Origin of the sequence: Clostridioides sp. ES-S-0010-02, from assembly GCA_020641055.1 — a bacterium.
In the GTDB taxonomy this organism is placed as follows: Bacteria; Bacillota; Clostridia; order Peptostreptococcales; family Peptostreptococcaceae; genus Clostridioides.
In genome coordinates this window covers 836,600-863,285 of record CP067345.1, presented here as the reverse complement: position 1 = coordinate 863,285, position 26,686 = coordinate 836,600, and the positions used below count along the sequence as shown (strand labels likewise).

Below are 26,686 nucleotides of genomic sequence, written 5' to 3'. Positions count from 1 at the left end.
CTCCTTCCCTTTGTTTTTATTTTAATGGAAAATGTTTTTCTACAAAACTACTAATATTTCCTGATTAAATACGGTAATTTTTATGTATTGAATACTTTAATTTTAGATGATAAATTAAAAACTGTCTAAATTTAATATGAAAGGAAATAATTTAATGCTGACAATAATTATTGCATTACTTCCTGTAATAGGGTGGGGATTAATGCCCATAGCTGCAAACCTCAAAAAAAGTTCTCCCTACGAACAACTTTTAGGTACCTCTATAAGTGCGTTTATATTTTCCACTATAATAACTTTGGTTATGCATCCTGAGATTACATTTTTTTCATTTTGTGTGAGTATGATTTCTGGGATATTTTGGAGTTTAGGTCAGTTAATGCAGTTTAAAGCAATTCAAATTGCTAGTGTATCTAAAGTAATGCCAATTTCAAATGGTTCACAATTAACTTTTACAACTTTACTAGCTGTAATCTTATTTAATGAATGGACTAGTTCTAAAATGTTTTTGATTGGCACCTTATCAATCTTATGTATAATAATAGGTATACTTCTCACAAATTATCAAACAAAAAAATCTACTAATAGCAATATGTTGAAATGTATTGGAGTTACATTATTATCATCCTTGTTTTTAGCATTATATGTTGTAGCTAATCAAATATTTTCAATTGAAGGATATAGAATTATATTGCCTCAATCTGTTGGAATGTTAATAACTGCATCAATTATTGTTAAGTATTTTTCTAGAGAGACTTTACATAAGGAAAATGTTTTATTTAATCTAATTACTGGAGTATTGTGGTCAATAGCAAATTTAGGTATGTTTATTACAACCAATACTTTGGGAGTTACGATAAGTTTTTCTATTTCTCAGAGTTGTGTTATAGTAGCTACTTTAGGAGGAATTATCTTCTTTAAAGAAAAGAAAAATAAAAGAGAGTGGCTTGCTATTTTTCTTGGAATAATCTTAATCATGTTTGGTGTTTTTATGTTAAGCACAATAAAATAGATATTTATTTATATAAATTAAAATGAAAAATTGATTATCCTCTAAAATACTGTGTTTATCACTGATTTAGCTATAATTAAGAGTCTATATTGCCACTAATTTATCACTTATGAATGAATCTTAATAAGACCATAAATAGTAATAAATATTAAAAGAGAGAAGCTAAACAGTACAATTACTGAATTGCTTCTCTCTAGAGCATTGTCATAACCCCATACATTTTATAGTAATTATTATCTTATAGAAAACATCTATTTATACTTGTTCTATTATTACAATTTTATATTTTTTTAACACATTAAAATAGTGTTTATTTTACATTCACTTTTTTATATATTTTTTCAACATATTAAAGTAGTAACCATTTTATATTTACTTTTAATCAAATATACTAATCTGATTATTATTGTTTTTATCTACTTTAATAGTCTTCATATTTCTAACAGTTATTTTTTCATCTTCTCTTATAGCACCTACAAGTACTCTATTTTCTTCATTATATAGTCTACAATTTTCTTCTACTCGTGTATAATTAAAATTAGCATAACAATATAAACAATAATGTCTACAAGTATTGTACTGCCCTATATCAATACTCTTAACACATCCACAAATATCCCTTTGTGTATCATCCTTTTTGACTTTCACTTCACTACCTATAATCTTTGATATTAACTTATCATCAATACATTTACTTTTTCCAATGCCAAACTTACTTAAATTATATTCATCACAACATATTTCAAGTGTTATATTATACTTATTAGATATTCTAAAAAGTTCCTTCGACAATATTTCTATTTCTTTAATTTGTATAGGTTTTATATGTAATGACTTTGTATTAACTTTTGTTTTCTTGTATAAATCTATAAAACTTATTATACATTTTTCTGTAAATCCATTAAGTTGACTGCATAATCTCTCAAATGCTTTTATATGATAATCTAAGTTATACTTTTCATTTAGAAAAATTGGGTCATATCTCAAAATTACTCTTTCTTTTCCTATGCTTTTAGACAATTCTTTAAATGACTCTATTATCTTCTTTTTATCTAAAATTCGTGTTTCTACATCTTTACCATATGGAGTTATAGTATAGTGAAAATAATATTTGTAGTCTTTTAATTTGTTCAAATCACATATCATTGGAGTTGCATCTTTTGTCCAAAATATAAAGCAATCAACAGTATGTGGATTTAACTCTATCTTACTGACTTGTTTTGGATTCATCGGATTAACAACATACACAAAACCCTCTTTAAGTCTGTTAAAAAACCACTTACTATAAAAAGCAGGTATATCAGTTCTTCTACTTACACTTACTATCATAATTTAACCTCCATCTAAAAGTATAGCTGATATCACTCTTAGAATTGTCCAGACCACATTCTACACACACATTATTTACTAGTTTTCATTCACACAGAAAACATCTTTTTTATAGCTTATTATCCCTATACAATATATGATGTATTTTCTTTGCAAAGTTTTTCCATTTTATCATACACAACACTACTGTCTCTCTCATCTGTCATGGTAACAATTATATCACTTGCCTTAAGAATTGTTTTTCCTTTTGGAATAATTTCTTCTCCTCCTCTTTGAATGGCTACCAAAAGACAATTTTCTGGCCATTGAATATCCTGAATTGCTTTGTTAGCAACAGGAGAACCAAACATAATGGAAAACTGATCTAGTATTTTCTCTCCCCTCTCTCTATGAACAGGTTCTCCATTTTTCTCAAGTAATCTCTCCAGAAGACTTTCATAAATCGGCTTAGATTTCAGAAGTGTAGCCACAATATACGCCACAATTGAAATAACGGATAGGGAAAGCATCTGGCTGACAGAACCTGTCATTTCAAAAATCAATATAATTCCAGTCAAAGGCGCACGTACAATGGCAGTAAAATATCCTGCCATAGCCAGAAGTATAAAATTATTGACATAGTCTAAGTTCATTCCAAAAAACTGTACACCTACCATTCCGAACATTCCCCCAATAAAGGCTCCTAAAACAAGTAGCGGGAAGAAGATTCCTCCTGGCGCACCAGACCCAAAACTAACAGCCGAAAATACAAAACGGATGACAAAAATCAAAACTACCATTCCCAACAAATATTCATGGCTTGTTAGTGCTTCCACCAGATTATGCCCACTTCCAAGCACCTCAGGCATCAAAAGACCCAAAATACCAGCCATAAAAAATGGAATCAATATTTTTCCAAATGTACCTATTTTGGGAATCTTTTTATATAAAGACTGAACAAATAAGGTAAACCAATTATAAAATGCCCCCATAACGCCAAGCACAACACCTAAAATCAGTATCAACCAATAATAACTCTGTGGTAACACATTTCCAATATCAAACTGGAACACTGATTCCATTCCTAGAAAATTAGCTGATATATAGTCCGCTGTTAGAGATGCTGTCATCACAGAAATCAAAACAGACACTGAAAAGTTTTTATGTATTTCTTCCAGTGAAAACATGACACCTGCCAGTGGTGCATGAAAGGCTGCTGATAATCCTGCACTTGCCCCACAAGTAAGCAAGAACTTTTCCTCTGTCTTTCCTCTATCAAGAGCTCTGGAAATACCCTTTCCTGCCATAGCACCAAGCTGTATAGAAGGTCCTTCTCTTCCCAAGGCAAGACCACCCATAAGCGATAAGAATCCTCCAACAAATTTGGCTGGCAACACACGCCACCATACTTGCTTGATTTTCCCTGTCATCTCTCCTTCTAGCTGAGGAATACCACTACCTGAAATCATTGGCTCCCAATTTACTAGCCTTGATACAATCCACGCAAGCAGTGCAAGCACTGCAAACCAAACTGCTGTTTTCACAGTTGAACCTTTTGCAAAATTTAATATTTGGTTAAGCCAGATACCAGCCTGCCCCAAAAGTATCCTATATAAAAGTACAATCAAACCAGCTATAGCGCCTACAAGAAGCCCTTCTCCAATCAAAATGACCTGAAATCGCTCGGCCCGCTTAATTACATGAGATGTATCTTTTTTCATAATCTTTCTCCTCCACTCCATAATTCGGTGTAATATGAATAAATATATTTTTTAGTTCATTTCACACAAAATCATATGTTACTTTTCTTCTATGTTTGATACACATAACCAACTTATAATGTAATGTAAATACTGAATGATTATTGTTATCCAACTTAATTTCATCGTATTTACCACTGAATCAATAATACAATACATTTTTAGAAAAATAAAGAAGGACATATTATTTTATTTTTACTTTATTCTTGACTTTGATAAAAAACATGATAATATTAATCCTAATTCAGACTATCATTAACATCAGTCTAAATTATTATATTTAATAATATTAAAAAGGGTGCAATTATCAAGCACCCTATAAGCTTATTTTTTTAAGAAAGCTAAAATACAATAAAAATATCTATCTCATATCTAGATTATAGTTTTTGATTTGCATATTTCAATGACCATTGGCAATTTACCATACATTTTAAAACACAAAAACATTTAGAAATATCGATTATAGACTCTCTTCCCCCTTGAAAAGTCCAAGCATTTCCATGTATAGCTTTTGCAGGGCATTTTTCTACACAAACACTGCAATCACCACATTTTGAAGCAATCAAAGGATGCTTTTCAACAGAAATTGGTGCATCTGTAAGTACTGTACACATGCTAAAAGCACATCCAAATTCCTCAGTGATAAATAAATTATTTTTTCCCATGAATCCAATACCACTAATATTCGCTATTGTCTTATGTGGTAAAGGGCTAATACCTGATTGCATCTTAGGGTCAATATATCCTCTTTCAATGTATCTGTGTTCTATATTATTTTTTTCTGATTGAGCATAAGCACTATAACCTTTTTTTTGAAGATATTCAGAAATCCAATCAGCTAGTTTTTCCACCTTTTCCTCTTTTTCCAAAAACTCATCTCTGTCTGTAGGTAAATTATTATATATATCTTTAATAAACTTCTTTGATAATCCTATACAAAATAAAATCGCCTTAGAAAAGCCTAGTGTTTGATTTATTGGAAATTCAGATATATCAACAAAACGAATAATGTCTACACCTTCATTGTACAAAATAGATTTCAACTCATCATTCATTTTTAACTCCTTTCACAGCTAATCAAGCAAGAAATAGCTTTATATACTGATAGGTTCTGGCTTTTTATTATGTTAACCAATACTTTGTACATTCTTTATTTCTACTCATAAAACCATATTCAATTAAATATCTTCTAATCGTTGCAAAATCATAATATATAGACTCTAAAATTTGATTAACTTCTTTTTCTGAATATTGCTTTCCTTGGTCAAATTGTTCTAAAATTTTAGACAAAATAACAACTTTTTTCTTTTCTTTTGATGAAAAAGCTTTTAATTTTAGAGGATTCATACTTTCAAATGATGTTTCTAAAATGTGTTTTCTTTCTTCTTCAGTTACTACGTATCTCTCATCTACCATTTTGGCATGTTCGTGGATTGGTATTATAATACTATCTCTATTAGATTTATCTTCAAATACAGATTCATATAAAGCCAAGTATAGCTTAGCTTGTTTTGCTTTTTCTCTAAACATAAATTTTTGATGACGTATTGTAGAAGTAGATACACCAAGCTCTTTTGCAATTTCTTTATCTGATAAATCACTAATAAATAATTTAAATAATTGTTTTTGATTATCTGTTAATGTATTGTACTTTGAATCATTATTGACCAATTGTTCCAAATAGTTACCATGTTTTAATTCTGTATGCAATTCAATAGCTCTTGATGCTTCAAAAAATCTATCACCAACTCTGTATATTTCTCCTACTTCATACGTTTTTCCACAAATAATGCAACTATAACAATTTAAATCTGCATTGAATACATAACCTTTTTTGATATCTTTAATAGAAAGATTTTCAATCTTCATATTATTCACCTCCAGTATATGGTTTATTATTTCAATAAACATATATTACTAAAGTTTATTATTATTGTCAACATTTCTATTTTAAGTTTATGAAGTTCATATATTATACAACGTTTAAATTATAATGTATCTCAAAACAATATATTTAAATCTCTATTTGAACAATTATTATTTATAATTAGCTATTCTTATATAAAGAGAAGAGTATAAAACTAATTACAAAAAATAAAAGGAACTACTCAATTTAAAAGCAAGTAAGTCCCTTTTTATCTAACATATTTATATTAAATTTACATTGTACAACATAAGTTTATAGACAGTAATCTTTTATTTTATACTTTTTATTTAAACTCAATTACAGTATCTTTTCCACCCTCTACATTATTACCTACATTATATGTATTCATATTGTACTCCGAATGATTAGTTATTGTAACTGGAGTAATAAGTGAGATACCATTTGATTCAATTAATGAACGGTCAATTTTTAACATTGGTGTCCCCTCTTTTACTTGGTCTCCTACACTTACTAATGCTTCAAATCCTTCACCTTTTAAGTTTACAGTATCTAAACCAACATGAATAAGAAGTTCCATTCCATTTTCTAATTCTATAACAAGTGCATGTTTAGTTTCTGCTAAAACTGCCACCTTACCATTATATGGAGCATAAACAATATCACCTGTAGAATCTATAGCTACACCTTCGCCCATAAGTTTTTGAGAAAATACAGCATCTGGTATTTTAGATAACTCTATTACCTTTCCTGATATTGGTGATTTTATTGATTTTTTCTTAAACATTTTAAACATAAAATATACTCTCCTTTTTACTTTTAACCATTATTAGCTGCCTTTAGTTTTTCACCTAAACTTCCTCCTGGATGATATTTATAAAAATCAGCTGAGTCAAAATTACTGTTTTTAGATAATGCACATGCAATAGAATCTCCTAAAACCAAAGTAATCGTAGATGATGTTGTTGGTGCTAAATTTAAGTGGTCAGCTTCACCCTTTGCAGGATATATTAAAGCATAATCGCACTCCTTTGCCAATACTGAATTTCTATTTGAGGTAAAAGCAATTGTTTTAGAACCTATTGCCTTAACATATTTTATACAATTTACAACTTCCATAGAATTACCACTATTTGAGATTAAAATTGTAATATCTCGACTTTCAATCATTCCTAAATCTCCATGTACTGCCTCTGTTGCATGTACAAAAAAACTTGGTGTACCAGTACTTGCAAATGTAGCTGCCAATTTTTTACCTATATGTGCAGATTTACCTACACCCATAAAAATCACTTTACCTTTACAATTTGCAATTTCATTAACTATATTTTCATATTCAATACCTGCTTCATCTATTAAACACTTTATAGCATTCATTTCAGTAGTCATAACATCAACCATTGTTTTTAAATAGTTCATAATCATCTCCCCTTCTATATTAAATATTTTTTGCAATATAATCTATAGTTTTTTTAATTCTATTTAAACCATCTTCAAGTTTTTCTCTTGAACATGCCACATTTAACCTCAAATAAAACTCACTTTCTTCTCCATATACCTTGCCTCCCATAATAGCAACTTCACCAATATCTATTAATAGATTTTGGAATTTTTCACTACTTATTTTAAGTTCCGAGAAATCAATCCAAGCAAAGTAACACCCTTCTGGCATAACCAATTTTAATGGCTTTAAATTATCTTCTATATAGTTAATTGTATATTGAAGATTCTCTTTAATGTATTTCAGTAACTCATCTAGCCAATATTCACAGTCATTATAACAAGTCATTGTTCCCAAAATAGCTAGTATAGCTGGTGAATTTACAAAATCACGATATCTAGTTATATTTTCAAACTTAGTTCTTATCTCTTCATTAGGTATAATTACATATGACCCAGTCAATGCTGGTATATTAAAAGACTTAGATGCTGATGTACAAATAAATATAGACTCCAAATAATTGTCTGCCACATTTAAAACAGGTGTCATTTTACTATCATATACAATATCCATATGTATATCATCTGATATTATTTTTACATTATTTTCCTTACAAATCCTTACCATCTTAATAAGCTCTAATTCACTCCACACCCTACCTGTTGGGTTATGAGGATTGCATAAAATAAATATCTTAGAATCTTTACATTTTTTCTCAAAATCATCAAAATCAATAGAGTAAAATCCATTCTTATTTGTAAGAGGAGATTTTATAATATTGCGATTGTTATTTCCTATTACTTCATAAAAAGCATTGTATGCAGGAGTGTTTAGTAATACTCCATCTCCTTCATCACTAAAAATTTCAATGAGTTTACTAATTGAATACATTACACTTGGACTGTAATATATCCAATTGCTATCAATACTGCAATTAAATCTCTTAGAGTACCAATTTCTGATAGAATCTTTAAAATCATCATGCTTCCATCTGCTATATCCTAATACTCTATGATTTAATCTTTCTTTCAATACTTCTGTTATCTCATTTGGAAATTCCAAATCCATATCTGATATTGTAAAAGGAAGTAATCCTTTTTTTCCAAATCTATCTTCTACATAATCCCATTGGGTACAATATGTACCCAATCGGTTTACTTTTTTATCAAAGTTAATCATTACATTCCTCCAAATGACCTTCCATCGCCTTATCCATTTGCTTTCTTAAAGAATACACTTGAGTACCTATAATTACTTGAATTGTGTGTTCATCTAATTTAACAACTGCTATACCACCAGCTTCTTTAATTGCATCTTCATTTATTAGTGATACATCTTGTAATTTTAAACGTAATCTAGTTACACAATTGTCTAATGATAGTATGTTAGATTTCCCTCCTAGTGCTGCTATCATTTGCTGACCTTTGTATGTAGATAGATTTTTAAAATCTGAACCATTTCCTTCAGAAACTTTTATTTCTTTATCTTCACGTCCTGGAGTTTTTATATTAAATTTAAGAATTGCCCATTTAAATACAAAGTAATATATTGCAAAGTATAAAGCTGCTACTAATACTGCTATTGGCCATCCTGTAGCTGTTCCTCTCAAGACTCCAAAACTTATAAATGCTATTAAATCTCCTGTGAATCCCATTAATACACCTAAGTATGGAAGTACCATGTTTGCTAAACCATTCATAAATGTATGGAAAGCAAATAATGCTGGTGAGATAAATAAGAATAAAAACTCTATTGGTTCACTTATTCCACCTATAATAACTGTCAACACTCCTGATATTAAAAGTCCTTTAAGTGCTTTTCTATTTTCTGGTTTTGCTGTACGATATATAGCTAATGCAGCTCCAGCCAAACCATATTGAATCATTAATTTACCTTGCTCCATTTTACCAGCTAAATCAAGAGGTATAATCTGATTATTCTCCACATATGCCATAAACATATTCAATGTTCCAAAGTATGTTTCTCCATCAATAACAGCAGTTCCACCTATTGGTGTAAAACGGAATACAGATGTTACAAGGTGGTTTAATCCAAATGGTATTGTAACCCTTTCAGCTACTGCATATGAGAAATATCCTAATGGCCCTGCTGAAGAAATCCATCTTCCTAAACTTTGGAACGCATTGAAAAATGGTGGCCAAACAATAGGTATTAATAATCCCACAATACTCATAACTATTAAACTAACAATTGGAACTAATCTTGGTCCACTATAGAATCCTAGTGATTCTGGTATTTTCAAATTACTAACTTTATCATACATTGCATAAACAATTAAACCTGCTATAATACCACCTAAAACACTTGTGTTATATGTTTGTATACCCATAATCATGGCTTGACCATTAGTTGACATTTGGTCTGCTGCTACTAATAAATCAGCTCTTGTTAAATAAAAATTTGTACCTATATGCATTGCTATAAATCCTACTAAACCTGAAAATGCACCAAACTCTTTTTCTTTTTTTAATAATCCTAATGGAATTGCCATTGCAAATAATGCTCCCAAGTTATTAAATGCAAATAATCCTATTGTTAACATGAAATTTAAAATCATATTAACATATTCATTTCCTAGAAATGGAACCATTGCAATCATCTTAGGATCTGTAAAACCAGCCCCAAGACCTAGCATCATACCAGAAACACTAAGTAATGCTATTGGGAACATAAACGTTTTTCCTAACATTTGGAAGAAATTCCATAGACCTAACTTATTTTTTTTCATATTTTCACCCTCCTATTTTTATATAAAAAACATAATCTAATTTATAGAAAAACCTAAATCAAAAAACTTAATCCAATAACTAAGTTCAATGATTTAGGTTTTGCCTGCTCAACCAGTTACAACCCTAAAAGTCACTGTTTGTATTTAATAAAAAAGCCTAAATCAAAAAACTTAATCTAATAACTAAGTTCAATGATTTAGGTTTTGCCTGCTCAATCAGTTACAATCCTAAAAGCCATTGTGTTTATTTAATAAAAAAACCTAAATCAAAAAACTTAATCTAATAATTAAGTTCAATGATTTAGGTTTTGCCTGCTTAACCAGTTACAATCCTAAAAGTCACTGTCTGTATTCAATAAAAAAGCCTAAATCAAAAAACTTAACTAAAATTAAGTTCAATGACTTAGGTTTTGCCTGCTTTATCAGTTACAATCCTAACAACCACTGTTTGTTATTTTATTTATATGAATCATTAGATATAATTCTTCTTCTTTACTAATTTTATATTCAAATCTGTCTAATACCAATGCTGCAATTTCTTCAGTACATACTTTAGGTTTATTATAGTTTTTATTTACTAGTTTATACATATCTTCAACATCACTATCTTTGTAAGTTTCTTTTCTTAAAATTCTTTGAACGAAAAACTTTAAGTGAGTTATAAGCCTAGAGTAATTCAGTGAGTTTACATCTAATTTAAATCCATGTACTTCTTCTATTATCTGAACAACTTGTTTTGAAAACTCTAGTATATTAATACCTTCATCTTTTTGAGAATTTTCTAATCCATTGATTATATGAATAGCAATATAGCCTGCTTCATCTTCAGGCAACTTTATACCTATCTTTTTTTCAATTTCATCAATTGCCCATAATCCAAATTCAAATTCTTCTCTATAAAGTTGTTTTGTTTCATTAAGTATCAGGTTTGGTAATTTTATACCCTGTTTTTCTCTTTGGACAGCGAATTCTATGTGACTAGTTAAAGCCAATATTATTGAATCATTTACTTGAGTATTTAAAACTTCATTAGCTTTTTCTATAATTTCTTCTGAAATTTTAAAATATTCAATTGAGGTTTTATTAAGTATTTGATTGTATTTGTCTTTTTGATTATCTTGAACAAAATATTTCTTAGAAATCAAACTTTCATCTATCAAATCTCCTACTTTTTTCTTGAATCCAACTCCAGCACCAGTTACAATTATTTCTGTGCCATCTTCTAGGGAGCTTACTACTACATTGTTATTAAATACTTTTTTTATATTCACTATAAATCCCCTCTGAAAAAAATGTTTCATCACACTTACATAGTATATTATATTTAATTTAATGTCAATATTTAAAATTTCACTTTCGCATATATTTTGCATTTTCCCCTATAATACTACAATTGCAAAATATTTTAATTGTGCACTATATAATTGTCGTTTTTTGTATTTTTTTATTCAAATATATTTAAATATTTATTATATATATTCAATTCTTTAAAGTTATTCAAGATTTTTTATTACACCATATATTTTCCAGTATTTTCAAGTATCTAAATGCGCATTTATTAAGTATTTATTGAAATTTAAATTATATTGTATTATAAGTTTTTTTTTAATAGATATACCTAAAATGAGATTAATATAAAATATTCTTTATATGAAATTTTTATCAAATATTTTTTAAATTATATTTTTATTTTGTATTTATGAATAGATTTCGTATTTTTTCCTAAATTGCTGTAAATACATTAATATTTTAATACCTTATATAATATTTTCCAATTATTTATAATACATTTTTTCATTAATTTTCTCTAATTATAACTTTATCACTTCTAATAATATCTAAGCAATTATAACATTTAACATTTTATGTAAAATTTATAAAAAAATGTATATAATCTAAAATAAGTGACTATACTAAAAATATGATACGGATAACCAATAAGTTCAACCTATCTCCCCCAAAATAGAATGAGCTACAGTTCCCCCCAACTGTAGCTCATTTTCGTGTAATTTAAATATTTTTCATATAATTTCAATTTAAACTGAAACAACTTCTTTAAAGTTTAATCCATATTCTTTTCTTTACTTTTTATAAACATTAATTTTCCATTATTTATTCCCCATATCTCATCAGCAAATAAAGCAACTTCCTCTGAACTTGTTGTTATTATCACACATTTATTATCTTTATGTGCCAAATTGTAAAGCACATTTATTAGATTTTCTTCACGTTTATCATCTGTACTCTCTATAATATCATCACATATTATTAGGTCAGGATTATTAGATAATGACTTAGCAATACACACTTTTTGTTTGTCATAATAAGATAAGTTTTCTACTCTATCCAGTACTTTTTCTCTATCAATTCCTACCTTTTGTAGAATTTTACATGCTATTTCCCTCTTATTCTTTTTCTTATTTTCACTAATTCTCATTGGTAAAAACATATTCTCCAAAATAGTTTCATTATTTAATAAGTTATAATCTTTAAATATTGCTCCTATATCTTTATTTCTATACATATCCTTATTTATATTTCTTAAATCCTTACCCTTATAAATAATACTTCCATCAGTGTAATCATCAAGACCTGATATTATAGATAACAAAGTACTCTTTCCTGCCTGATGCTTTCCTATAACAACATACATTTTTCCAGTTTCAAATTTGGCACTTACATCTTTTAATACATATTTATTACTTCCCTCATACTTGTAATTAACATCTATCAGTTCTAGTATTACCAATCTACATCACCTAATTTCTATCATAAATTATCTGTATTGGTTTATATACAATTGTACTATATATGGCCACTATGCTAGTTAATAATATCAATATTATCGCTACAATAATTATCTTAAATATCAGATTTGGAATCAATTTATCTCTTAAACTTTTTATTTCTTGTTTGATATCATCACTATTTATATCTATATTTTTATATTCTCTATTATTCAGTAAATCAACATTATGTATTACATTATATTGATTTTGATATTCAAAAACATAATTTGATAGTTTTGAAGCTGATATACTTACAATTCCTCCTCCAAGTATAAGGCATACTAAAGTTATCATAATACTTTCACATATGAAACTCTGAACTATCTTAAATTTAGGCATTCCAGTTAATATTAACACACTAATGTAATACTTTATTTTTTTTATTGATATTATAGAATTTATCATCAATAATATCGAACCTAATATTAATATTCCAAGCGTAACTGTAAAAGCTATATTAGACAAATGTTGCATTGGAGTTATTAATTTACTGTACGCAAACTCATCTATAGTAACTTTATAAATGTCACTTAGACCTTTATCTCTTACCTCTTTCTCAAAATCTTTTCTACTATTAGAGTCTATCAATAAAAACCTAGCATTTGTATAAATTATTGAATTTTCTGATTCAATCTTCTTTTCAAATTCTACTAAAGTATTATACGTAGTTAATATATTATCATATATACTTTCATCTTGAGCTATTTCTATATCGTTAACATTCTTATTATCTTTTTTCTTATATGTTCCTACTATTTTTAAATTCAGTTTTGTATTAGTACTATAATCACTTAATAGAGATATCGTGTCTCCAATTTTCAACTTATTAATATCAATAAATTCTTCGCTTACCATACATTCATTATCTTTTTGAAATAATCGCCCTTTTACCTTTTCCAGATTATAGTGCTTAAGACTTTCATTCTTTTCTGTATATCCCATAATCCCGCAATTTTCAGCCCTCATATCATCATATAAGATTTGTCTGTCATCATTAGAATTATATTTTTTATTATCAAAGTGTGCTGTGATATTTCCAATAAAAGATACTTTTTTTACATATTTTGACTTTGCAAAATTTAAATAATCATTTACACTCAAGTTACTATATTTTATTAGAGATTCTCCTGAATCACTTTGAACAATCTTTTTAGCATCAAGCTTAATTTGAACTTCTGATTCAAATTTTTTCTCATAATTCGCCTTTATCACATTAACGTTTGAATTTATTATTGAGGAAATTAATATTGCTAAGACCATCAATAATATAACAACTGTACTAAATGAATTACGCAATTTATTTCTAAGTAAGTTTTTGATTGCATTATTTAAAATATACACTTCACATCTCCTCTTACCAATTCAATAGTGTCTTAGAGTTATTATATCTATCTTAATTTATTCTTTATATTCTTTAAATACTAAATAAAAAATTGACCCTTTACCTTCTTCACTTTCTACCCATATAAATCCATTACATAAGTTACATACATGTTTTACTAAACTAAGACCTATACCATATCCATCTTTATTTAATTCATTTATTCTATATCTATCGTAAAATATTTTTTTCATACTCTGTTTGCTCATTCCAATGCCATTATCTCTTACTGATACAATAACACTACCTTTTTGATTTTTCACATTTACACATATATCTTTACCTTCACCATATTTTATTGCATTGTCTAAAAGATTGGATACACCTCTATAAATCCACTTTTCTTTCCCATAGATACTCATATTTTCATCTTCATCAAAATCAAAACTTAAATTAGCATATACTTTAGAATAGTGGTCACATACTTGTGCACATATTAAAGCTATGTCAACTTCATACATATCTTCATTATTTTTTGTATCACTTATTGCAAGTACATCTTCTACATTATTTGCAACTTTATTGAGAGTATTCAATAGTTCTTCATTTCCGCTTAATTCTAAGCTTGTTCTAAGTATTGCTATGGCATTTTTTTGTTCATGAGATAAATATGAATTTAATCTTTTATAATCTTCAATATGAGAATCAAATTTATCTTTTAAATCTTTATATACTTTAGACATAATAGGGTCTATACTCAACACTTCGTCTTCATCTTCTATATTATTTATATTATTTAATATCTCCATTCTTTCTTTAAACTCTAGTCTATTCAATATTGATAAAAGGATAAAGTTAGAGGTTACTGTAAAGGCAAAAAATAACATTATAATTATATTAAAGTTACTATTAAGTACAATATTATAATCAAAACTTAATCTTTTATCTAAAGTCTTATCTTCCATAGTGTTATAAGTATTATCTATATTCGTTCCATAATATGAATTTGAATCATTAGCTATTAATTCTTTACTTGTATTAGATATATTTATAATATATTTCAAACCTACTGTAAAAATTATAAAGACTATAACAGAATATAAAATTAAAACTATAGTTTTTTTATCTTTTAATCCTTGCATATAGAATATCCTATCCCTCTAGTAGTTATTATTATCTCTTTTCCTGCAACTTCTCTTAATTTCTTTTTTAATCTAGCTATATGCACCCTTAATACAGATGATAATGGGTCAAAGTATTCATCATAAACATGTTCTGATATATCTATACTTGATACAATATCTGGATATCTACTTGCAATATATTCTGCTATATCAAATTCTTTAGTTCCTAAGTTTACTTCTTTGTTATACACATACACTTTTCTAGATGATGGACTTATTGTAAGAGGACCTGCCTCTATATTTGAATTTGTCCTACCATAAAATCTTCTTATAACTGCTTGTATCCTAGCTCTCAATTCTATAATTTGAAATGGCTTTACTATATAATCATCAGCTCCCAAATCAAGACCTTTTGCCAATTCATTTACTCCATCTCTTGCTGTTACAATTATTATAGGAGTATTTAGATTATTACTTCTAAAAAATTCTAATATCTCTATTCCATCTCTATCTGGTAAATTTAAATCTAATAATATAGCATCATAGTCATTTATAAATGCTTTCTCTTCTCCATCTAATCCGCAATTTGCTATATCTACTACTAATCCTTCATTTTCCAGCCCTATCTTCATATTATAAGAAAGCTCTTTATTATCTTCTATTATTAATACTCTCATATAATCATCTCCTAAATAAAATATCAACTTAATCATTATATATAATTAATGTTTATTGAATGTTAATTATATTATAATTATTTAATTCTTATATAAAATCTAACCTTATTATTATTCAAATATTCATACTTGTCAAATTTATGCTTAATTACTATTCTATTTAATATCTCTACCAATATAACTATTAACTTGTTCATCATATTTAATAATTCCAAAATATAGATTAATAAGAATTAATTAACAAAATTCTTTACAAGAACATAACCTATATTAAACAAGCTCATAACTAAAACTTGAGTTTATTAAATTTAAAAATACGAAAGAGAATTATTTATATGCTATTAAAAATTTGGCTTTTAAATAAAATTTTTTTATTCCTTTTTAGTAATAGATAAGTAATAGCTAAAAAGACAATTTTATTGCACACTTAAAAAGGGTATGTCTTACAATATTCTTAAATTATAAATGAGATACCCTTTTTATTTACATATAGACTATTCAACACTTTACAAAAAAGTGGACTCATCTGATAAAGTCCACTTTTTTCTGTAGTCAAATCTTTATTTTGAAATAACTTCTTTTGGTGTTGGGAGTGTATTAAATAAATAATACCTGTAATTTCTATTTTATTAACTTTAAATACTTCTTTTAATATTGTATAAAACAACAATAAATACTTATAATAATTTCAAATATATGTAAAAATTTATTAACTATATTATAAATATAAACTTATAGTTATAACCACTAGTACTACTATTTACTTTTACTTAATAAGTATCAACAAGTACAGATTTTTTTATTTTCTGTTTATCTAAATGTGAAATTGCACTAGATACAGCAGTTTGACCTTGCCCTGCTGGTCCGCTTCCTATTATTGCAATGTCGTATCTCATAATCTCACCTATTTTCTAGTAACCTTTCTTTTTTCTTTTATATAAATATAATATCAATAGCCAATATCACTGACAATTAGGCACTTATTTGTAACTACATAAATAAATCTTATAAATAAAAAAACTCATTTTATGATGAGTTTTTTATTTATATATATAATTGAAATTAGTTATATATATGATTCAATTTTATTTTTCAAATTATCTTTAGGTATAAACCCTATTAATCTATCTATAGGTTTACCATCTTTAAATATTATTACAGTTGGTACTGTAGAAATTTCAAACTTTTGGGCTAATTCCATACTTTGGTCTATATCTACTTTTAAGAAATTTGCTTTTTCAGACATTTCGTTTCCTAAAGCCTCGTATACTGGTGATAACATTTTACAAGGTCCACACCATGTAGCAAAGAAATCCACCACTACTAATCCATCTTTGTTATTTACTTCATTTATAAATTCATTGTTATTTATTATTTTTGCCATAATATATATCTCCTTTATTATTTTATTGTTTTCTTGATATTAATATACTACGACTTATGTACTAGTTCAATTAGTCACTTTTTTGTAACCATCTATTTTTAACACTCTTAAGATTATCATCATAATCAAACATTAATTAAACTTATTTATGAAAATTCAATAGTTACTTATGTAGTAATTATAGAAATCTGTAAATTTTATATATATGTTAACTAAATTTGAGCTTCATTTCAAAAATATACTAAAAAACTTTTCTAATTTATAACTTAATTTTTTGCTTTGTATGATTGACAATTATATATATACATTATAAAATAATATTAGTACCTACTAAGGTAGTTATTATACTTTTGTTAAAGGAGTTTATATATGGATACTATAGTTAACGAACTACAAAACATAGGATTTACCAAATATGAATCACAAATCTACATATCATTACTAAAGGAAAACCCTCTAACTGGTTATGAAATAAGTAAATTATCAGGTGTACCACAATCAAAAGTCTACGAAAATATAACAAAATTACTTAACAATAATATAATTATCAATATTGAAACTGACCCTATAAAATATGTACCTATAAACCCTAATGAATTACTAAAAAGTAAAAAAGAAGAATTCAATAATTCTATGGACAAACTAGAAAACAACTTACAGATATTAAATAAAGGAAAAAGTATAGAATATGTTTTAAACATAAAAAGCTCTAAAAATATATTAAAAAAAGCAATCGAAATGATAAATAACGCCAAACAAGAAATTATAATTTCTTGTTCTCATGAAGAAATTCTAGACCTAAAAGATGAGCTTTTAACTGCTTCTAAAAAAAATGTTAATGTTGAAATACTACTTTTGGAAGATAAAAAGATAGAAGGTCTAAGCAATATTCATATCCATGGAGGTAATGAAACTACACTTAAAAACAAAAAACTTTATAAAGGTATTCTTTTAATTGTAGATGAGTCTGAAATATTAACAGGAAATTTATCTGAAGGTAATGAAGCTATTTCAATTTGGACAAAAAATTCTAATATTTTATATATTGGAAATCAATACATACAACATGAAATTTATATTTCACAAAAAATAAAAGGGGGTCTTAAAGATGAATAAAGTTAAAATCAAACAAGTTGATGCATTTACAACAATACCTTTTGGAGGAAATCCTGCTGGTGTAGTCACTGATGCATCCAATATTTCTGACGAAATCAAACAGAATATAGCAAAGGAAATGAATTTATCAGAGACTGCATTTGTTTCAGAATCTGATGTAGCAGATTTCAAGGTTCAATTTTTCACACCTGGCTTAGAAGTTGACTTGTGTGGTCATGCTACAATAGGAACATTCCATGCTCTTTTAGAAGAAGGAAAACTTAATACTAATAAGAATATCTTTTATCAAGAGACAAAAGCTGGTGTACTATCTGTAGAACTTAAGGAAATAGATAATGAAAACATATTTATGATGGAACAAAATCCTCCTAAATTCGAAAATCTAAATAGCTATAAAAAAGAGATTGCACAAATGATAGGTGTAAAAGAAGATAGACTTCTTGAATATCCAATTATGAAAGTAAATACAGGAATTTGGTGGCTTGTTTTTGGATTAAAGTCTCTAGATGATTTAGAAAATATTTCTCCAGACTTAAATAAAATAAAAGAATTTAGTGCTGATAATAATCTAATTGGAATAACTCCATTTTGTATAGAAACTATAGATAAAAATTGTGACTATCATTTAAGATCTATAGCTCCATATGTTGGAGTCACAGAAGACCCTGTATGTGGAACTGGCAATGCTTGTGTATCATCTTATATAGTACAACACAATATTTTAGATAAAACTGACTTTATTGGTGAAGAAGGAAACTTCATAAATAGACCTGGAAAGGTATATGTAAATATATGTAAAGAAAACAATGATATCACTTCTGTAAAAATTGGAGGAAGCGCCTATACTATTTTAAGTGGAGAAATTGTGTATTAATTCTTTATCTGATTTAACAATAAATAAAAATACTAGTCTTAATTGACTAGTATTTTTATTTATATATTTTATTTAACAAACTTATTTCACCATATATCGTGTTAAAAAGTAACACTTTATGATTATTAACAATTAGCTTTATATCAATCTAATACAATATAACCATACTAAATTAATCTCATTAGTATAATAGTTATTTATTGATTAGTTATCTTCCTCAACAAGTTTACTTAATGTCTTGTCAAATAAGAATAATAATATAGCTGCAACAAATAGTATCACTGGAATTATAGTATATACTTTAATCATATCAAATTTAAGAGTAAATGCATATATATATCCATATCCTTGACCAGCTATAAAAGTAGCAAATGTCCAAACTCCCATAAGAACACCTAGAAGTTTTTTAGGAGCATACTTACTTACGAAAGAGTTCCCAAGTGGTGAGAATAACATTTCTCCAAAACTTAGAAGTATACCAAACATAATTATCCATATTATACTAGCTTTAACAGTTTCAGGAGCTCCAACACCTCTTGTAAGCTCTGCTCCAACAAGCATTAAGAATGCAAGACCTAAGAATATTAATCCAAGACCTGTCTTTTTAAATAAACTTATATCACCTTGTGGTCTACTGGCAAGTTTAAACCATAACGCTCCAAGAACTGGACCTAGTACAATACATACAAGTGCATTTAATGAGTCAAACCAAGCTAAAGGAATGTCAAATCCTCCAATAGTCATGTTTACAAACGCTGCACCATAATCATAAACTGCAAGATAAGTTAGATACCAGAATAACCAGAAAATTACAGAGAAGAATGAAATAAGTATAATAGCCCAAATTCTCTTCTTATCCATACTTGTAAGAGGAGCATTATCTTTTTCTTCAACTTTCTCAGCTACCACACCTTCTTTAAAAGGTCTTTTTCCTGCATTTCCAAGGAATCTCCATCCATATGTGAACCATATTGCACCAATTACACAAAGAACAGCTGCTATGAAGAAACATTGAGAGAAACCATATACTCCATTTTTCATGAATGTATTGGCATAAAGTATACCTACTGCTGTTGTTCCGATGAAAGAACCTATATTAACAAAAGAATATTGTACTGAGAATGCTGTATCAAGTTCTTCTTGATTATCAAAAAGTTGTCCATTTACTGCTGATACATTTCCTTTAAAGAATGCAGTACCAATTGAAACTAGAATTATCATTGCATTTACCATAGAAGCTGTAGTTGCAATAGAACCAAGATAGTATCCTATCCCCATGATAAGCATACCTATAGGTATAGTATACCTAGCTCCTATCCATCTATCTGATATATATCCTCCAATTATTGGCGCAAGATATGTGAATGCAACAAGGTTAGCTTGCATTATAGCTGCTTGTCCTTTATCTATTCCAAGACCACCTTTAACAATTGCTGTTGTAAGGAATATATAAATTAAAAACTTTGCAGAATAATATGCTGCTCTTTCAAACGAGAAAGTTGTTGCACAGATATAAAATCCTATAGGGAATTTACCCTTTTTATTTACTGTTGTGCTCATAAGTTTAAATCCTTTCTTAATTGTATTTTTATATTTTCTACGTTTTATCCAGACTCTTTCTTTCAATGAAAGATATGGTGATATTGTTTTGTAAAACAATTCGTAATAATTATTAAGATAATTGCGTTTTTATTTGTAGAATCTAGATGTTTTCATGGAATAAAGATTAACATCTTTATTGTCAATAAATTCAAAATAATATAGCTATAAATTTAAATTATATAAATTCATTATTTTCAGGTATATTTATAACCTGTTATCTTTATAAATTGACACCACAAAAAACCAAACTATAAATTATTAGTTCATTAATTATTATTTAGCTTAAATACAATATTGCCATAACACAATGGATAATTTTATATCTAACTTCTAAATTCATCACTCTAGTAATTTTTTCTAATTTAACTACTACTAATTAAATGTGAAACTCTTTACTATATGCAATTCTTATTTTTTTACTTGATAGTATTTTACAAACTAAATTCCTCCTTTTATGGCAAACGGTGTAATCACCTTACTATTGCCTTTTTAAAGGAGTTTTGAATAAAGCAACATGTATTTATACAAATAAATACTGTCTTTATTTTTTTGAAAAATTTCTAAATACTTCATTCAATTACTTGTCAACTTAAATAAATAAACTACTATCTCTTCACAGATTAAATTTATTTCTTGTTAAACATACACATGAATTCTGTGAACCTAAATATAAAAACTGTTGTTTTAAAGTGATTACCTAGATATTCGCTTTGACATTATTAATTGAGGTGATACTATTATAATTTATTAACCATAAAATACCTCAATTTGAAAACTTTTTCACGAATATTTATTTTTCACCTCCCTTTATTTATTTCACCATGTAAATCGTACCATAAACACATACTTATATGCAACAAAAAAATAAGAAAAAAATCGAATAATCGACAGTAAATAATTAGAATAAATCAAATTATACTTGTCAAGTATATTATATAATTTTTTTGTCTGGAAATATAAGTTAAACTAAGTCTCAAAATAGTTTTTTAGATATGAAATTTTGTTGTTCTATGTATTCATATTATTTATTGGATAGGTTTTTGATATGCAACTTATATTATTTAGACTATACTCCACCAAATAACATTTATTATTTAAGAAATATTATCAATGATAAAATAAAAAAAAAGGATATTCTAATCAATTTTAATTAACTATTTTTAACTTTTAAATGATTGTTATTTTTTTGATTAATTTAATAAATTTCATTAATTTTTAGAATAGTAGAGATACTTCACCTTTAAGATATAACTTTATTTCTTAAACTTATAAATTCTAAATTTACACCTAATCATAATTATTCTAAATACACAATCAATAAAATTGTTAAATAAATACAACAAAAGTAGTAAATACTTTTTTAATAAATTTAAATTCCTTAAAATCCATCATTTTTTATCTGTTAACTTAATATTTACTTAATTAAAATAAAAAAGTTTGATTAAAAACAAACTATAGTAATTATTATATATTACTATTTTAGAAATACTCTAAATTTTGTATATCTATAATTTTTCAAGTTACACTATAAATATACAGCAAATATATCAATTCAAATTATAAAGATATATTTAGTCTTATTTTGTCGATTATATTTATAATGTACTCTTCTAAGCTAGAAGCATTTATCTAATCTATGTTTTCATTTATAAAAAATAATTATTTCTTAAATAAATAGCTAAATTGTAGTATTTATAATAAATATAGCTTATGTTTATATTAGTATAATTCCAAATAATTTAATGTTAATATTTAAAAACATCTTCGTAATATACTTAATTCTAGCAATAATATAAAAATAATAATCTGGATAAATTTAAGTTAAAAGTTTGTTTATATGAAGCTGAAAATAAAATTTTTTACATAGAAATTAAAACTATGTGTAACTTAAATGAGCCTATTTTACTTTAATAAAATATAAGTTTTTACGATGTAGGTAAAATTAAATAAGGTGACTTCTATTTAATATAGTAGTCACCTTATCAATTAACACTAGAATATATTTTATATTGTCATATATTTTAAATGATAATACTCTTATAATATTATTAATTTTACTTCAGATTTTCAACATGCTTATTAAACTTACCATTCAATCATCCCCTTGATTAAAAAGTATTTTCAATAATAATTTAATTTTTTAAGAATTGTATATTATAAACATCATTTTAACAATTCCTATAATATTATATATTCAATTTTTAGTAAAACAATGCGAATAAATAATATTCTGAAATAATTAAAAATAGCAATAAAATATTCATAAATACTTATTGTAAAATTATATTTAAATATTATTTTCTTTTTCTTTATAGTTTTAACTATGCTATACTTTTTAAGTAGGAGATAATATAAAAAATACTTTATTGCGGTATATGACTTGATATATATGAAGTAACTTCATCAGGAGAAATATTCAAAACAGTTGCAAACTCTTCGTTTAATAATCTTTCTGCTTCTTTCATCATATTATCGTCTGCTTGATGTGATTTTTTACCAAGAGATTTTATATGTTCTTTATTACAGTATATACTTCTTATTAATTTAAGTAACTCTTCACACTTACCACTTCTAAGCATCACTTTAAATTGCTCACTTCTCATTTTTTCATTATCTATCCATGATGTATCCATATTAGGTATATCATTTATTAGCGAAGCCACAGTAACTTCAGAAAGTATCTTTCTCATTGGAACTTTCTTATTATCAACAGGTATTTTTATTATTGTATTATTAGAATAAAGGGGACTTAATACATAATATTCTTTTTGTACACCATTTGTAATTTTTTCGTTTGTTATGTCCAAAACTTTACAAACACCTGTCATTCCGTACATTATATAATCATCAATCTTAAACACAAAACCTCACCATCCTTAACAAAAAATAGTTTTGACAACTGAATTTACATCATCAAAACTATCTACTATATACTAATTGTACCATATTTTGAGAGTTTAAGCTAAGTAAAACTTTTATTGTTTAAATAATAAAAAATACATTGACTATTAATCAATGTATTTTTCATTAATTTGGATAGTAAGTAAACCATAACAATCGAACAAATCATAACAATCATACCCATTATAATATTTATAAAATTGGTGCTTGACTATTCATTGAGTATCCATCATTTCTAATATCGTTTATCTCTAATATATCATCTTTTGTTTCAACTTTACTAAGTTTTTTAACTGCTCCATAATGCTCTCTCAGTGAAAGTTTATCTCCATTTCCAGAGATAACCCATAAAACTTTATAACCTCTAGGTATTACTTGTAGCTTATTTTCACCCTTACCATCAGTAAAGTAAACTAATAAGTTAATCTTTTTATTATTAGCATATTCGAAAACTGGAGTAAATTTTGTGCCTCCACCTATTTTAACTCTATCTTTTATATCTTTTATAGTTTTTGCTTTATATACACGTCTAATTTCACTGTCACACTCTATAATAGTAATTTCATGATTATAATTTTTAACTATATTAAGAACTTCTTTAATTGCTTGTTTAAATTCTTCATCACTAATACTTCCACTTATATCAATAGCAACGGCTATTTCTGCTTTATGACTTCTAAGTTCTCCTCTTAAGTCTAATCGATTAGGCTGTCTTCTATTTCTCCTTGTTATAGTCTTCTTTTTATTGTTTTCAACAGTTCCCATTAACCTACTAAGATATAAATTCCATGGTAATTCGCCTTTACTATTTTTAAGGGCTGCTATCATGTTTTCTAAGTGTGTTGGAATTTTACCTTTTTGAGAACTATCAATAAATTTCTCTGTAAATTCTCTAAGAGTTCTTTCATCTATATCATCGGATTCTTCCCATATATCATGAGTTTTTTCTGGTCTATAATCAGTTTCTATAGTTCCATACTTGTCGCTATCATCTTCTTCACCATCTTCATCCTCTTCTAACAAATCTAATTCAGTTTGAATCTTTTCTACATAATACTCAAAAGGTTCATATGGCTCTAGCTTTAGAGAGTATTTTAGATTTACCCATTCTAAAGTAGTAGCATATGGTGGTAAATTATTCAAATATTTATTTACTACTATATCCATTGCCATATTAATGGCTAATGTACTATACTTTCCTTTTAATTCTTTTGCTCTTACCAAATGCATAGATACTATATGATAAATTTCATGCTTTATTGTACTTTCCATCTGTTCTATACTGAGAGTTAAAAAAATTATTGGATTAAAGTATATGACGTATTTAGCTCCTTTAAAATTCACACCTGTAGGACTACTTATATCAAATCTTATCTCTCTTGACATCTGAAACAAAAAATAGCCATAAAAATTATCTTTTTCTTCCATAAGGCTTAAGCTAACTTTATCTACAAGACTAAAAAATTCATCTTTAAAATCTTTTGGTATATCTACCTCAAATTTCTCATTAGCACGATTTGCCTTTAACATAGAATGAGTATTTATAATTTCACTAGCTTTAATATAGAGTTCTTTTGCCTGCTTATCAAAATAATTTTCCATATATTATCCCCTTATTAAACGATATGACTCAAAGTAAGATTTTACAAACTCTTCATTTTCTATAGCTTTTTTATACACTTCAATATAGCTATTTCTAATATCCTTCATAATTCCTATCATTAAATCTATAGGATATATTTTTAAGAACTCAATAAATCTATCAATATAATATTTTGATTCATACTCATCATTTTTCATATTTAATTCTAAGTTTTTTAGAATATTTATCGCTGATAAATAAAGTCTTGTATGACTTTCATTTTTTACTCTTTCTACAAGATGTTCATCAATAGTATCACCTAAAAAAACATCTTCATAAGATATCAATGGACTAGAATCTGATTCAATAAAACTTATAAACTCTTCTGCTATAACCTTACCTACATTCCCCTTTATAACATTTAGAAATACTGTTCTAGGAATTGCTTTCTTTTTGTCCTTATAAACTTTATAAATTTTAGAAACTCTCTCATAACTTCTCGGAGTTGCTCTTACATCATCTTCATTTGTTTTATGCAGATATTCTGGGAAAGTTGAAATAAACTCTATAATCTTTTTTTCAATTCCTTCATCTATTGCCCATTTCAACCATTGTGTATGGTCACTCTCCATATTTAACCAAACAAATCTATTTTCTTGAGCTGAATCCATATCTACAACTTGATAATCGAAATCTGAACCATATTTACTTGATGGATTCATTGCTGCTAAAATCTTTACATCATCATGTAACTTGTATCCATTAATTTCTCTATTTAAAATTAGATTCATAAGTTCTTGTTGTACAGTATGCTCACAACGATTTATCTCATCTATAAATAAAAGAACTGTTTTTCCTTTAGATATTTCTTCATCAATTTCTCTTAATTTATTATGAACAGCATATACTGTAGTTTTCTTTTCTGTCTTATATCCATTAGAATTAATTCCTACATAAGATTCTATAGTTGGAAGACCTCCTATTTCACCCTCTTTAAGTAGATTTCCATCAATTACAATCAAACTCCAATTATTTTCTTTGGCAAGTTTTTTTGCTAGAGCTGTTTTTCCTATCCCACTTTCACCAACTATTAGAGGTACTTCTCCAGTGGATAATATTAAGTCAACGCTTTTTAATGTATCTATAAAATTCATTTTTTCTCTC

General features: G+C 26.8%; 21 protein-coding genes. 3 read left to right on the top strand and 18 right to left on the bottom strand.

Annotated features, from left to right (window positions below; genetic code table 11):
• The first annotated feature begins 154 nt into the window (after positions 1 to 154).
• Positions 155 to 1,009, top strand: coding sequence for a sugar uptake protein (locus JJC01_04330; protein ID UDN59095.1), 855 nt, complete (start codon positions 155 to 157; stop codon positions 1,007 to 1,009).
• Between the two features lie 378 nt (positions 1,010 to 1,387).
• Here JJC01_04330 and JJC01_04325 read toward each other — a convergent pair whose 3' ends face one another.
• The 14 genes from JJC01_04325 to trxA form a co-directional block, all read right to left on the bottom strand.
• Positions 1,388 to 2,338, bottom strand: coding sequence for a DUF1848 domain-containing protein (locus tag JJC01_04325; GenBank protein UDN59094.1), 951 nt, complete (start codon positions 2,336 to 2,338; stop codon positions 1,388 to 1,390).
• A gap of 125 nt (positions 2,339 to 2,463) precedes the next feature.
• Complete coding sequence (locus JJC01_04320; GenBank protein UDN59093.1) at positions 2,464 to 4,038, bottom strand: chloride channel protein; 1,575 nt, start codon at positions 4,036 to 4,038, stop codon at positions 2,464 to 2,466.
• Between the two features lie 416 nt (positions 4,039 to 4,454).
• Positions 4,455 to 5,132: an epoxyqueuosine reductase gene (locus JJC01_04315; protein ID UDN59092.1), complete on the bottom strand. Its 678-nt coding sequence runs from the start codon at positions 5,130 to 5,132 to the stop codon at positions 4,455 to 4,457.
• A 67-nt stretch (positions 5,133 to 5,199) separates the two neighbouring features.
• On the bottom strand, positions 5,200 to 5,946 hold the full coding sequence (locus tag JJC01_04310; GenBank protein UDN59091.1) for a DUF2087 domain-containing protein: 747 nt from the start codon (positions 5,944 to 5,946) through the stop codon (positions 5,200 to 5,202).
• Positions 5,947 to 6,287: 341 nt separating this feature from the next.
• Positions 6,288 to 6,758: a PTS glucose transporter subunit IIA gene (locus JJC01_04305; GenBank protein UDN59090.1), complete on the bottom strand. Its 471-nt coding sequence runs from the start codon at positions 6,756 to 6,758 to the stop codon at positions 6,288 to 6,290.
• A 23-nt stretch (positions 6,759 to 6,781) separates the two neighbouring features.
• Positions 6,782 to 7,381: an SIS domain-containing protein gene (locus JJC01_04300; GenBank protein ID UDN59089.1), complete on the bottom strand. Its 600-nt coding sequence runs from the start codon at positions 7,379 to 7,381 to the stop codon at positions 6,782 to 6,784.
• Positions 7,382 to 7,400: 19 nt separating this feature from the next.
• Positions 7,401 to 8,582 carry a pyridoxal phosphate-dependent aminotransferase gene (locus JJC01_04295; GenBank protein UDN59088.1) on the bottom strand — a complete coding sequence of 394 codons (1,182 nt, stop codon included), beginning with the start codon at positions 8,580 to 8,582 and terminating at the stop codon, positions 7,401 to 7,403.
• Positions 8,575 to 10,152 (bottom strand): PTS transporter subunit EIIC, encoded by a 1,578-nt coding sequence (locus tag JJC01_04290; protein UDN59087.1) that lies wholly within the window; start codon positions 10,150 to 10,152, stop codon positions 8,575 to 8,577. Before JJC01_04290 ends, JJC01_04295 begins: the two co-directional genes overlap by 8 nt.
• Before the next feature lie 434 nt (positions 10,153 to 10,586).
• Positions 10,587 to 11,423, bottom strand: coding sequence for a PRD domain-containing protein (locus JJC01_04285; protein UDN59086.1), 837 nt, complete (start codon positions 11,421 to 11,423; stop codon positions 10,587 to 10,589).
• Positions 11,424 to 12,214: 791 nt separating this feature from the next.
• Positions 12,215 to 12,901: an ATP-binding cassette domain-containing protein gene (locus tag JJC01_04280; protein ID UDN59085.1), complete on the bottom strand. Its 687-nt coding sequence runs from the start codon at positions 12,899 to 12,901 to the stop codon at positions 12,215 to 12,217.
• Between the two features lie 10 nt (positions 12,902 to 12,911).
• Positions 12,912 to 14,282 (bottom strand): FtsX-like permease family protein, encoded by a 1,371-nt coding sequence (locus JJC01_04275; protein UDN59084.1) that lies wholly within the window; start codon positions 14,280 to 14,282, stop codon positions 12,912 to 12,914.
• A gap of 57 nt (positions 14,283 to 14,339) precedes the next feature.
• Positions 14,340 to 15,404 carry a HAMP domain-containing histidine kinase gene (locus tag JJC01_04270; protein UDN59083.1) on the bottom strand — a complete coding sequence of 355 codons (1,065 nt, stop codon included), beginning with the start codon at positions 15,402 to 15,404 and terminating at the stop codon, positions 14,340 to 14,342.
• The gene (locus tag JJC01_04265) at positions 15,392 to 16,063 is read right to left on the bottom strand and encodes a response regulator transcription factor (GenBank protein ID UDN59082.1); all 672 of its coding nucleotides are present in this window, start codon (positions 16,061 to 16,063) and stop codon (positions 15,392 to 15,394) included. Before JJC01_04265 ends, JJC01_04270 begins: the two co-directional genes overlap by 13 nt.
• 1,066 nt (positions 16,064 to 17,129) lie before the next feature.
• A complete protein-coding gene (trxA, locus tag JJC01_04260) occupies positions 17,130 to 17,447 on the bottom strand; it encodes a thioredoxin (GenBank protein ID UDN59081.1) in 318 nt (105 codons plus the stop codon).
• 369 nt (positions 17,448 to 17,816) lie between these two features.
• Between trxA and JJC01_04255 the strand changes: the two genes are divergently transcribed.
• On the top strand, positions 17,817 to 18,563 hold the full coding sequence (locus JJC01_04255; protein ID UDN59080.1) for a TrmB family transcriptional regulator: 747 nt from the start codon (positions 17,817 to 17,819) through the stop codon (positions 18,561 to 18,563).
• Positions 18,556 to 19,437 (top strand): PhzF family phenazine biosynthesis protein, encoded by an 882-nt coding sequence (locus tag JJC01_04250; protein UDN59079.1) that lies wholly within the window; start codon positions 18,556 to 18,558, stop codon positions 19,435 to 19,437. The genes JJC01_04255 and JJC01_04250 overlap by 8 nt, the downstream gene beginning before the upstream one ends.
• A 204-nt stretch (positions 19,438 to 19,641) precedes the next feature.
• Here the strand turns inward: JJC01_04250 and JJC01_04245 are convergent, their stop codons facing one another.
• The 4 genes from JJC01_04245 to JJC01_04230 form a co-directional block, all read right to left on the bottom strand.
• On the bottom strand, positions 19,642 to 20,997 hold the full coding sequence (locus tag JJC01_04245; GenBank protein UDN59078.1) for a peptide MFS transporter: 1,356 nt from the start codon (positions 20,995 to 20,997) through the stop codon (positions 19,642 to 19,644).
• A gap of 2,405 nt (positions 20,998 to 23,402) precedes the next feature.
• Positions 23,403 to 23,900 (bottom strand): CarD family transcriptional regulator, encoded by a 498-nt coding sequence (locus tag JJC01_04240; protein UDN59077.1) that lies wholly within the window; start codon positions 23,898 to 23,900, stop codon positions 23,403 to 23,405.
• Between the two features lie 232 nt (positions 23,901 to 24,132).
• Positions 24,133 to 25,542, bottom strand: coding sequence for a hypothetical protein (locus JJC01_04235; protein UDN59076.1), 1,410 nt, complete (start codon positions 25,540 to 25,542; stop codon positions 24,133 to 24,135).
• Positions 25,543 to 25,545: 3 nt separating this feature from the next.
• Positions 25,546 to 26,676, bottom strand: coding sequence for an AAA family ATPase (locus tag JJC01_04230; protein UDN59075.1), 1,131 nt, complete (start codon positions 26,674 to 26,676; stop codon positions 25,546 to 25,548).
• Positions 26,677 to 26,686: the final 10 nt, after the last annotated feature.

Coding starts and splice junctions, on each gene's coding strand:
- JJC01_04330 (UDN59095.1), top strand. CDS start 155: ATGCTGACAATAATTATTGCATTACTTCCTGTAATAGGGTGGGGATTA.
- JJC01_04325 (UDN59094.1), bottom strand. CDS start 2,338: ATGATAGTAAGTGTAAGTAGAAGAACTGATATACCTGCTTTTTATAGT.
- JJC01_04320 (UDN59093.1), bottom strand. CDS start 4,038: ATGAAAAAAGATACATCTCATGTAATTAAGCGGGCCGAGCGATTTCAG.
- JJC01_04315 (UDN59092.1), bottom strand. CDS start 5,132: ATGAATGATGAGTTGAAATCTATTTTGTACAATGAAGGTGTAGACATT.
- JJC01_04310 (UDN59091.1), bottom strand. CDS start 5,946: ATGAAGATTGAAAATCTTTCTATTAAAGATATCAAAAAAGGTTATGTA.
- JJC01_04305 (UDN59090.1), bottom strand. CDS start 6,758: ATGTTTAAAATGTTTAAGAAAAAATCAATAAAATCACCAATATCAGGA.
- JJC01_04300 (UDN59089.1), bottom strand. CDS start 7,381: ATGAACTATTTAAAAACAATGGTTGATGTTATGACTACTGAAATGAAT.
- JJC01_04295 (UDN59088.1), bottom strand. CDS start 8,582: ATGATTAACTTTGATAAAAAAGTAAACCGATTGGGTACATATTGTACC.
- JJC01_04290 (UDN59087.1), bottom strand. CDS start 10,152: ATGAAAAAAAATAAGTTAGGTCTATGGAATTTCTTCCAAATGTTAGGA.
- JJC01_04270 (UDN59083.1), bottom strand. CDS start 15,404: ATGCAAGGATTAAAAGATAAAAAAACTATAGTTTTAATTTTATATTCT.
- JJC01_04265 (UDN59082.1), bottom strand. CDS start 16,063: ATGAGAGTATTAATAATAGAAGATAATAAAGAGCTTTCTTATAATATG.
- trxA (UDN59081.1), bottom strand. CDS start 17,447: ATGGCAAAAATAATAAATAACAATGAATTTATAAATGAAGTAAATAAC.
- JJC01_04255 (UDN59080.1), top strand. CDS start 17,817: ATGGATACTATAGTTAACGAACTACAAAACATAGGATTTACCAAATAT.
- JJC01_04250 (UDN59079.1), top strand. CDS start 18,556: ATGAATAAAGTTAAAATCAAACAAGTTGATGCATTTACAACAATACCT.
- JJC01_04245 (UDN59078.1), bottom strand. CDS start 20,997: ATGAGCACAACAGTAAATAAAAAGGGTAAATTCCCTATAGGATTTTAT.
- JJC01_04235 (UDN59076.1), bottom strand. CDS start 25,542: ATGGAAAATTATTTTGATAAGCAGGCAAAAGAACTCTATATTAAAGCT.
- JJC01_04230 (UDN59075.1), bottom strand. CDS start 26,676: ATGAATTTTATAGATACATTAAAAAGCGTTGACTTAATATTATCCACT.